The 7,831-nt window shown below is 57.6% G+C and carries 8 protein-coding genes; all 8 read left to right on the forward strand.

Going from position 1 to position 7,831, the window contains the following annotated elements:
• Positions 1–55: 55 nt before the first annotated feature.
• Positions 56–1,450, forward strand: a complete 1,395-nt coding sequence (locus D9N14_RS18260) for a hypothetical protein (RefSeq protein ID WP_290582414.1) — start codon at positions 56–58, stop codon at positions 1,448–1,450.
• A 137-nt stretch (positions 1,451–1,587) separates the two neighbouring features.
• Entirely contained in the window at positions 1,588–3,477 is a 1,890-nt protein-coding gene (mnmG, locus tag D9N14_RS18265; protein WP_411267959.1) for a tRNA uridine-5-carboxymethylaminomethyl(34) synthesis enzyme MnmG, read from the forward strand.
• 18 nt (positions 3,478–3,495) lie between these two features.
• The gene (gene rsmG / locus D9N14_RS18270) at positions 3,496–4,140 is read left to right on the forward strand and encodes a 16S rRNA (guanine(527)-N(7))-methyltransferase RsmG (RefSeq protein ID WP_290582418.1); all 645 of its coding nucleotides are present in this window, start codon (positions 3,496–3,498) and stop codon (positions 4,138–4,140) included.
• Between the two features lie 20 nt (positions 4,141–4,160).
• The gene (locus D9N14_RS18275; RefSeq protein ID WP_290582420.1) at positions 4,161–4,961 is read left to right on the forward strand and encodes a ParA family protein; all 801 of its coding nucleotides are present in this window, start codon (positions 4,161–4,163) and stop codon (positions 4,959–4,961) included.
• Between the two features lie 100 nt (positions 4,962–5,061).
• Positions 5,062–5,961, forward strand: coding sequence for a ParB/RepB/Spo0J family partition protein (locus D9N14_RS18280; RefSeq protein ID WP_290582422.1), 900 nt, complete (start codon positions 5,062–5,064; stop codon positions 5,959–5,961).
• Positions 5,962–6,118: 157 nt separating this feature from the next.
• Entirely contained in the window at positions 6,119–6,511 is a 393-nt protein-coding gene (locus D9N14_RS18285) for an ATP synthase subunit I (RefSeq protein WP_290582424.1), read from the forward strand.
• Positions 6,512–6,555: 44 nt separating this feature from the next.
• Positions 6,556–7,407, forward strand: a complete 852-nt coding sequence (gene atpB, locus D9N14_RS18290; RefSeq protein ID WP_290582426.1) for a F0F1 ATP synthase subunit A — start codon at positions 6,556–6,558, stop codon at positions 7,405–7,407.
• A gap of 65 nt (positions 7,408–7,472) precedes the next feature.
• Entirely contained in the window at positions 7,473–7,709 is a 237-nt protein-coding gene (atpE, locus tag D9N14_RS18295) for a F0F1 ATP synthase subunit C (RefSeq protein WP_101894459.1), read from the forward strand.
• Positions 7,710–7,831: the final 122 nt, after the last annotated feature.

Genomic DNA, 7,831 nt, shown 5'->3' on the forward strand with positions numbered 1-7,831 from the left:
TTGGGCCTACAGTGAAGCTTCCAGGAAGACAACAATAATCAGAGGGAGAATGGGTATGGAGCAGATGCGTCGCAGGGGGATTCGCCCCCTGATGGGATTGGCGGTGGCCTCAATGATCGGTTTGATCGTCGCCTGCGGGGCCACGTTGATACCGGTCTGGATTGCCGATTTGGGGGAGTCTCAGTACCACAACTATCTGTACAGTGGGGAGGATGGGGAGACCACCTATCTGGTGAGCGTCGGCTATTGGGCGGGGCGCTTGCAGGTGACAAAGCTGGATGGCGATGGCCAGGTTGCGGGGGAGTGGGCGCTGGTCAGCACTGAACTGGACCGCTATACCGGCGGCAGACTGATCCCGTTGGGGCAGGATCGAGCCATGCTGGTGGGGTACCAGCCACACCAGCTGTTGCTGCTGGACCCGGCGGCGGGCCGGATTGAACTCGGGCTCAAGGGGCTGCAGCTGGCTGCAGATGAGCGCCTGCGAATTCATAATGCCCACCTGACCGATGGGGGGCACCTGGTTTTCAGTGGCACCCTGTTCACGGGCGAAAGTGGGGAGGAAGTGCGCGCGGCGGCCAGCGGCAGCTTCGATCAGGAACGCAATCTGCTTGAAATGCACGTGAACCGGGACCTGAACGTGAACAACCCCCTGTACGATGCCGAGCACAACCGCTATGTGGCGGCACTTGAGGTGGAAGTCGGCGAGGAAGGGGAAGAAGAGGTGCACACCCTGCTGCAGATCCTGGATCAGCGGTTGGTGGTGCAGTCACAACAGGTGCTGCCCCATTGGTTTCGGCCGGTCACCATCATCCACGGCTTTGTGCTCGGTGCCACCGGCACTAATCGGGGATTGGCTATTGCGTTGGATGGCAGTGCTGCCTACCCGGCCAATATTGACTACAGCGCCGATCGCTTCCCCGTGGAGGACGGCTACTACGAGGTCAGCACCGGCTATAACAATGGCACGGTGGTGGATGCCTGCTTCTACGACCGCCAGTTCGTGCAGCAATGGTGCCGGCAGGCTGCACCGCCCAACCGGCGCCTGTATCTGCGCTCGCTCCGTCTCACCGAGCGTGGCGAGCTGGCGTTCACCACGGATACCCGAGCGGAGCGGGTGATGGGCCTGGTGCTCTCGGCAGAAGAGTTAACCGATGCCATCCAGGCCGGCGTACAGGTGCGGGGCGAGGTGCGTCAAACCGTGACGCACTACGTCTACAACCAGAGTGGCAGGCAAGTAGTCCGCTTTACGGAGCCGGAGTACTTTTATCGGGGCCCCATGCGCTTCTGTTCCATTTTCGAGTTCTGCATCGAGGCCGAGGAGATCACACCGGGCGTCTGCTCCGCTTCCACGGCCCTGTACCGTCGTGGCAACCAGATGATTTCTGCCGCCGGCTACTGTGATGATGCCTCCGGCAACTGGGACCGGCGGGTCAGCCTGTGGCAGTGGTAACCCGGCCATAGCGACCGTCTAATCCCCTTAGCCCTAAAATCGTAAAGCTTTTTTCTTTTTCTCAGGCTTGGCGTATAATGCCCGGCCTTTTCACCCAGCTGGTTATCTTGGGCCTTTTAGCGCATTTCGAGGGCGATATTGTGGATTATCCAAAGCATTACGGAGTCATCATCATCGGTGGAGGTCATGCCGGCACCGAGGCGGCATTGGCCAGCGCCCGCATGGGTGTGCAGACCCTGTTGCTGACCCACAATATTGAAACCCTGGGGCAAATGTCCTGCAATCCGGCCATCGGAGGTATCGGTAAAAGTCATCTGGTGAAAGAGATCGACGCCCTCGACGGCGCCATGGCCCGGGCCACCGATCGCGGTGGCATCCAGTTCCGTATTTTGAATTCCCGCAAAGGCCCCGCGGTGCGCGCCACCCGCGCCCAGGCTGATCGCGTCCTGTATAAGGCAGCGATCCGCGAAATCCTGGAGAACCAGGCCCACCTGGACATTTTCCAACAGGCGGCGGACGACCTGATCATCGAGGGCGAGACCGTCAAAGGCGTGGTCACCAACATGGGGGTGCGTTTCTTCTCCCAGGCGGTGGTACTCACCGCTGGCACCTTCCTCGGCGGCAAGATTCACATCGGTCTGGAGAACCATTCCGGTGGTCGTGCCGGTGATCCGCCGTCCATTGCCCTGGCTCAGCGCCTGCGCGAGCTGCCCTTCAATGTGGACCGCCTGAAAACCGGAACGCCCCCCCGCATTGACGCCAAGTCCGTGGATTTTTCGGTGATGACCGAGCAGCCCGGCGACACTCCGTTGCCGGTGATGTCTTTTATCGGCTCCCTGGCAGAACATCCGCGCCAGATCAGCTGTTACATCACCCATACCAATGAGCGTACTCACGACATTATCCGCGGCGGGCTGGACCGTTCCCCCATGTACACCGGGGTGATCGAAGGCATTGGCCCGCGCTATTGTCCTTCTATCGAAGACAAGATCCACCGCTTTGCGGACAAGGATTCCCACCAGATTTTCATCGAGCCGGAAGGGTTGACCACCCACGAGCTGTACCCCAACGGCATTTCCACCAGTCTGCCCTTTGATGTGCAGCTGGAACTGGTGCACTCCATTCGCGGCATGGAAAACGCCCATATCCTGCGACCGGGCTACGCCATTGAGTACGACTACTTCAATCCCCAGGATCTGAAGTATTCCCTGGAAACCAAATTCATCAATGGTCTGTTCTTTGCCGGCCAGATCAACGGCACCACCGGTTACGAAGAAGCCGGCGCCCAGGGCCTGCTGGCGGGATTGAACGCCGCCCGCCGCGCCCAGGATAAAGAGGCCTGGACACCGCGTCGGGACGAAGCCTACATCGGCGTGTTGGTGGACGACCTGATCAGCATGGGCACCCGGGAACCCTATCGTATGTTCACCAGCCGGGCAGAGCATCGCCTGTTGTTGCGGGAAGACAACGCCGATCTGCGTCTGACGGAAATCGGCCGTGAACTGGGCCTGGTGGGCGAGGAACGCTGGCGTGCCTTCTGCGCAAAGAAAGAAGCCATGGCGCAAGAGGAACAACGCCTGCGCAGCACCTGGGTGCTGCCCGACAGCGTGATGGCCAGGCAACTCAATCCCAAACTGGGCAACACCATCAGCCGTGAATACAACCTCAAGGATTTACTGCGCCGCCCGGAGCTGAACTACCGGGACATTGCCGCCCTGACGCCGGAGCTGAGCGTGGCGGAAGACGTGGCGGAGCAGATTGAAATCGGCGCCAAGTACGAAGGCTACATCGCCCGCCAGCAGGATGAAGTGGAACGCCTGCGCCGCAGCGAAGACACGCGGCTGCCGGATGACTTCGACTATGATTCCATCTCTGGCCTGTCCAACGAAATCAAAGCCAAACTGGGTCAGGCGCGACCCCAGACCCTGGGCCAGGCCGGTCGCATTCCCGGCGTGACTCCGGCGGCAATCTCCCTGTTGTTGATCCACTTGAAAAAGCGTGATCTGCAGAACAAGAAAAGCGCTTAGTCTGAAGACGGATTCAACGTGCAACTAACCCAACAACAAGCGGCGCGCCTGGCTTCAGGCTGTGAGCAATTGGGGCTCAGGCTCACCGACGCACAACAGCACACCCTGCGCGCCTACCTCGAAAACCTGCTGAAGTGGAACCGGGCGTACAACCTCACCGCTATCCGCGACCCGGACGAGATGGTGATCAAGCATCTGCTGGACAGTCTGTCCATCGTGCCCCATATCCAAGGTCAGAATATTCTCGACGTGGGCACCGGGCCAGGCCTGCCGGGCATCCCCGCCGCCATCTGTGATCCCCACCGGCATTGGACCCTGATCGACAGCAACGGCAAGAAAACCCGCTTTCTGGTGCAGATGAAGGCGGAGCTGAAACTGGATAACCTGTCTGTAATCAAGGGGCGCATTGAAGCAGTGCCCGCCAGCCAGCGCTACGACACCATTACCAGCCGCGCGTTTGCCTCCCTGGAAAGCTTTGTTGGTGTGTGCTTACCTCTGCTGGAAGAAGGCGGGGAATTGCTGGCCATGAAAGGCCTGGTGCCTCACGGGGAGATTGAAGCGCTGCAATCCCCGGGGCTGGAGATTCGCATCGAAACACTGAATGTGCCCTATTTGCATGAAGAGCGGCACCTGATTGTGGTAAAAAGAACGCACACAGGATAACGCTATCCGGGAGATCAATTGTGGGTAAAGTCATTTCAGTGACCAATCAAAAGGGCGGTGTGGGTAAAACCACCACCTCAGTCAATCTGGCGGCGTCACTGGTTGCGACCAAACGAAACGTACTGCTCATCGATCTGGACCCACAGGGCAACGCCACCATGGGCAGTGGGGTCAATAAACACGAACTGGAACACTCCATCTATGATGTGCTGGTGGACGAGATGCCGGTGTCCGAGGCGGTGGTGCACACCGATCCTGGCTATGGCCTGATTGGGGCCAATGCGGATCTGACCGCCGCAGAAGTGGAACTGCTGGACCTGGATGCCCGTGAGCAACGCCTGAACCGGGCTCTGGAAGGCGTCCGCTCCCAGTACGACTATATATTGATTGACTGCCCACCCTCCCTCAACATGCTCACGGTGAACGCGTTGGTGGCATCGGACTCGGTGATCATTCCCATGCAGTGCGAGTACTATGCCCTGGAGGGATTGTCCGCGCTGTTGAACACCATCGAGAAAATCCAGAGCGTGCTCAACCCCAAGCTGGAAATCGACGGCCTGTTGCGCACCATGTACGATCCCCGCATCGCCCTGGCCAATCAAGTGTCCAGTCAATTGACAGAACACTTCGGCGACAAAGTCTATCGCACCATCATTCCCCGCAACGTGCGCCTGGCGGAAGCCCCCAGCCACGGCCTGCCGGTATTGGAATACGACCGTCGCTCCCGGGGTGCCGTCTCTTACCTGGCCCTGGCTGGCGAGCTGATTCGCCGGGCAGAACAGAAATTGGCCGGGTCCGGCGCGGAAACCGCCACCGCCTGATTGCGTCCCACTTCCAGCTCCTTATAATGTGGAAGCCTTATCCTCGACACCACAGATCAGGGTAAGCCGCATTTTTCACCGACGACAATAAAGGCGATACATGGCTGCCAAGAAAAAAGGATTGGGTCGAGGACTGGACGCGCTGTTGGGAAGCGCCAACATCCCGCAAAAAGAAGTCTCCACCGATGCCAGCAAACCGGTTACCGTGAGCCGCGAAGACGTCGACGGTGAATTGAGGCACCTGCCCATCGAATTCCTGCAGCGGGGCCGTTATCAGCCCCGCCGCGACATGGACCCGCAGGCCCTGGAAGACCTGGCCAGCTCCATCAAAGCCCAGGGCATCATGCAACCCATCGTGGTGCGTCCGTTAGCCGGTCCCAATCAATACGAAATCATTGCCGGTGAGCGTCGTTGGCGGGCCAGCCAGTTGGCCGGCCTGGATAAAGTGCCCTGTGTCATTCGCGCGGTCAGTGATGAAGCCGCCATCGCCATGGCCCTGATCGAAAACATCCAGCGCGAGGATCTCAACCCCATCGAAGAAGCCGCGGCCCTGCAGCGTTTTCAGGATGAGTTCGAGCTGACCCACCAACAGGTGGCGGAAGCGGTGGGCAAATCCCGCACCACCGTGACCAATCTGCTGCGCCTCATGAGCCTCAGCGCCGAGGCCAAAAAGCTGGTGGAACACGGCGATCTGGAGATGGGGCATGCCCGTGCCATCCTCACTCTGGACAGTGGCAAACAGACCGACGCCGCCCGCGCCATTGTGGCCAAGGGCCTCTCTGTGCGTCAGACCGAAGCCCTGGTGCGCCGCCTGCAGCAGGAGCAAATGGCCGTGGCTGATACCAAAATCGATCCGGATATCAAATTGTTACAAGATAATTTGTCGGACAAGCTGGGGGCCCCCGTGATGATCCAGCACAGCGCCAAGGGCAAGGGCAAGCTGGTGATCCGCTACAGCAGTCTGGACGAACTGGACGGCATTCTCGACCACATCAAATAACGCCCACCGGCCGGCAACCTGTGTTGCCTGTGCTTTGGAAAGTCTCTATAATCGGCACCGCCTTACACAGGCACCTGCAATCAGCGTTTATGCTGACCCAAAAGGTCCACTGTCATAAGAGAGTAATCCGCTGGTTGAGGGCAAACGGAAAAAGACTGTGACAAAGCCAGGCACGTTAAACAAAGGTTATTTGGGTGTTTACGTGGTGGGTTCGCAGGCCCTGATCTCGACCTTGATTCCTGTAATCCTGTTGTGTGTTGCGGGTAAAGCGGCTGCGTTGGCGGCCTTGGTAGGTGGCTGGATAGCGGTACTGGCCAATCTTTACTTCGCCATCCAGGCATTCCGTTTCTCGGGGGCGCGTGCATCGCAAGAGATGGTGCGGGCATTTTATCGGGGTGAGGCAGGAAAATTTGTCATCGTCATGCTGCTGTTCATTGCAGCGTTCAAACTGCTCCCAGGTGTTCGTGAAAGCGCGGCATATTTGTTTTCAGCCTTCTTTGTAGTGTACGGTGTCGCCTGGTTGGCACCTCTCGTGTTGCGCGAGCAATAATCCAAAGAAGCTAAGTCCGACTTCGAATTAAGGTATTGGGTACTATGGCTGCAGATTCTTCAGAATACATCAAGCACCACTTGACTAATCTGGTATATGGCCAGCATCCCGATGGTTCATGGGGTTTTGCCCATTCTGCTGCAGAAGCTGCTGAAATGGGGTTCTGGAAATTCCATGTGGACTCTCTGGGGTGGTCTGTGGGTCTGGGTTTCCTGTTCCTGCTGTTGTTCCGCATGGCGGCCAAGCGTGCCACCACCGATGTTCCCAAGGGCTTCCAGAACTTCGTCGAAATCCTGGTGGATTTTGTGGATACCCAGGTTAAAGAGAACTTCCACGGCCGCAATGCCATGATCGCCCCCATGGGCCTGACCATCTTCTGCTGGGTGTTCCTGATGAACCTGATGGATCTGGTCCCGGTGGATTGGATTCCGGCCCTGGCCAGTGCCGCGGGCATTCACTATATGAAAATCGTACCCTCCACGGATCCCAATATCACCCTGGGTATGTCCTTCACCGTATTCTTCCTGATCATCTTCTACAGCATCAAAGTCAAAGGCATTGGCGGTTTTGCCGGTGAGCTGACCCTGCATCCGTTCAGCAGCAACAACATCGCCGTCAAGATCCTGCTGATCCCCGTTAACCTGTTTTTGGAAACCGTGAACCTGCTGGCCAAGCCCATCTCTCTGGGCCTGCGATTGTTCGGCAACATGTACGCGGGTGAAATGATCTTCATTCTTATTGCTCTGATGTTCAATGCCGGTGTGATCATGGCGCTGTTTGGCGGCGTGTTGCAACTGGGCTGGGCGATCTTCCACATTCTGGTTATTACCCTGCAGGCCTTCCTGTTCATGGTGTTGACCATTGTGTACTTGAGCACAGCACACGAAGATCACTAAGAATTGAGTTTCGACCTTAACCATTAACTTAACCTTAAACTTTAAAAGTAATACCAGGAGATAACATGGAAACTGCATCTGCACTTGTATTGATCGCCGCTGGTCTGGTAATCGGTCTGGGCGCGTTGGGTACTGCAATCGGCTTTGGTCTGTTGGGTGGCCGTCTGTTGGAAGGTACTGCCCGTCAGCCGGAAATGGCGCCCATGCTGCAAGGTAAAATGTTCTTGATGGCGGGTCTGTTGGACGCGGTACCCATGATCGGTGTAGGTATCGGCATGTACATGATCTTCGTATTGGCCTAAGTCCATCGCTTCGAGAAAGTAGCGTCACACATTTACTTTAACGAGCGAGAGGGTTTGGTATGGATATTAATGCCACCATCATAGGTCAATCCATCGCCTTTGCCGTATTCGTATTTTTCTGT

The sequence above is a fragment of the Ketobacter sp. genome (assembly GCF_003671495.1).
Lineage (GTDB): Bacteria > Pseudomonadota > Gammaproteobacteria > Pseudomonadales > Ketobacteraceae > Ketobacter.